Below are 1,577 nucleotides of genomic sequence, written 5' to 3'. Positions count from 1 at the left end.
AAAAAGGGTTCACATGGGAACGGTGTTTAAGAACAGGGTCACGTCTTGTGTGGGTGTCCGAAAAAAGGGTACTACACTAATTCGTGTGTCCACTGTTATGGGTACATTATAGAAGCAGTTGAACAATCTGCAATTGGAGAATCAGGTATTAAAGAACATATTGGATAAAGCGGGACTGTCATATCAAAATGAACTGGCAAGTATAAGGAAAACGGATACGAAAGAGGATTTTGATCCAGAACAGGGTAAAAGGATTGTGCACCCCAAAGAGATTACAGACAGGATGGCAAAGCTCTTTTTCTCATTCTTTTGGGGAAGAACAGATGTATATGCGAAAAGAAATGTAAATAAAAACGGAGAGGCGGCATATTATCCGCAGTGTGATAATTTCTGGTCAGATAATTGCCATAGGAAATTAAATACACATATAGATTGTAATTGCAGAAAAGAAAGTGAATACTCTGATTCTGCTTGAATCATCTGCACTTATAGAACAATGGAAAGATGCTCTAAACAAATTTTTAATCATAGATGAAGAACTACCCCAGTACAAAACGAAAACTGGAAGATTAAGAACTAGAAAAAGTCTGATTGGAACATTACAGGGAGCACATGATTCAATGACTGGAATCATAGATATTGCAATGGCAGGCTCATTGTGCAAAAAGGGTGAGTACCATAAGTTGTTGAACCATTATGGACTTGTACTAATTGATGAGTGTCATCATTGTGCCTCTGAAACAATAGCAAATGTGCTAAAAGAAGTAAAAGCAAGGTATGTATATGGTGTGACAGCAACTCCGAAAAGAGGAGATGGACTGGAAAAAATCAATTATATGCTGATAGGACCTATAAGATATAGTTACACAGCAAAGGAAAAGGCTATGGAGCAGGGGATACAACATCTTGTATATCCGCGTTTTACCCGAACTGTACCTCCAAGAGGCGTGATTAATGGTAAGATGCATCCAAATGAAGCATATGATATTATTCACAAAAATGATATAAGGGATGAACAGATTATTGAGGATATTAAGAATTGTGTATCAGCAGGCCGCACTCCAGTTGTTTTATCCCGATACAAGGATCATTCAGAGAAACTGTACGAGCGATTGAAAGATTATGCAGACCATGTATTCTTAATGACAGGCAACAACTCAAAGAAAGAACATAAGAAGATTTTGGAACAGATGCATCAGGTTGATAAGGCGGAGTCTCTGATATTAATAGCTACAGGTTCACTTGTAGGAGAGGGTTTTGATTTTCCAAGACTGGATACACTTTTTATGGCAACACCTGTATCATTTCGAGGAGTTGTTGAACAGTATGCCGGTCGATTGAATCGTGATTATGCTGGTAAAGAAAATGTAATAATATATGATTATGTAGATAATCATCTCAGATTGTAGACAAAGCCCTGCTTTTGCAGGGTTTTGCTATTGTTGGAACCGCTTTTCTGATATAATGTAAGCGATGAATAACCACCCGTGTACGACTCCCAGGAGACCTCAGATAGGAAGGTCCCCTCGATTTTCAGGTAGTATTTTTTCTGTATCTGTTATTCCTGAACAGTTTTC

At 38.0% G+C, this 1,577-nt stretch carries 2 protein-coding genes; both read left to right on the top strand.

All coding sequences use genetic code 11. The annotated features are described in order from the left end of the window. Positions 1-133 precede the first annotated feature (133 nt). A complete protein-coding gene (locus ACTQ50_RS19570; RefSeq protein ID WP_441485551.1) occupies positions 134-475 on the top strand; it encodes a TOTE conflict system archaeo-eukaryotic primase domain-containing protein in 342 nt (113 codons plus the stop codon). Beyond that, complete coding sequence (locus ACTQ50_RS19565; protein WP_441485550.1) at positions 453-1,409, top strand: DEAD/DEAH box helicase; 957 nt, start codon at positions 453-455, stop codon at positions 1,407-1,409. The genes ACTQ50_RS19570 and ACTQ50_RS19565 overlap by 23 nt, the downstream gene beginning before the upstream one ends. The last annotated feature ends 168 nt before the right edge of the window (positions 1,410-1,577 follow it).

Source organism: Blautia sp. Sow4_E7 (genome assembly GCF_052116245.1).
In the GTDB taxonomy this organism is placed as follows: Bacteria; Bacillota; Clostridia; order Lachnospirales; family Lachnospiraceae; genus Blautia_A.
This window is presented reverse-complemented; position numbering and strand designations above follow the sequence as displayed.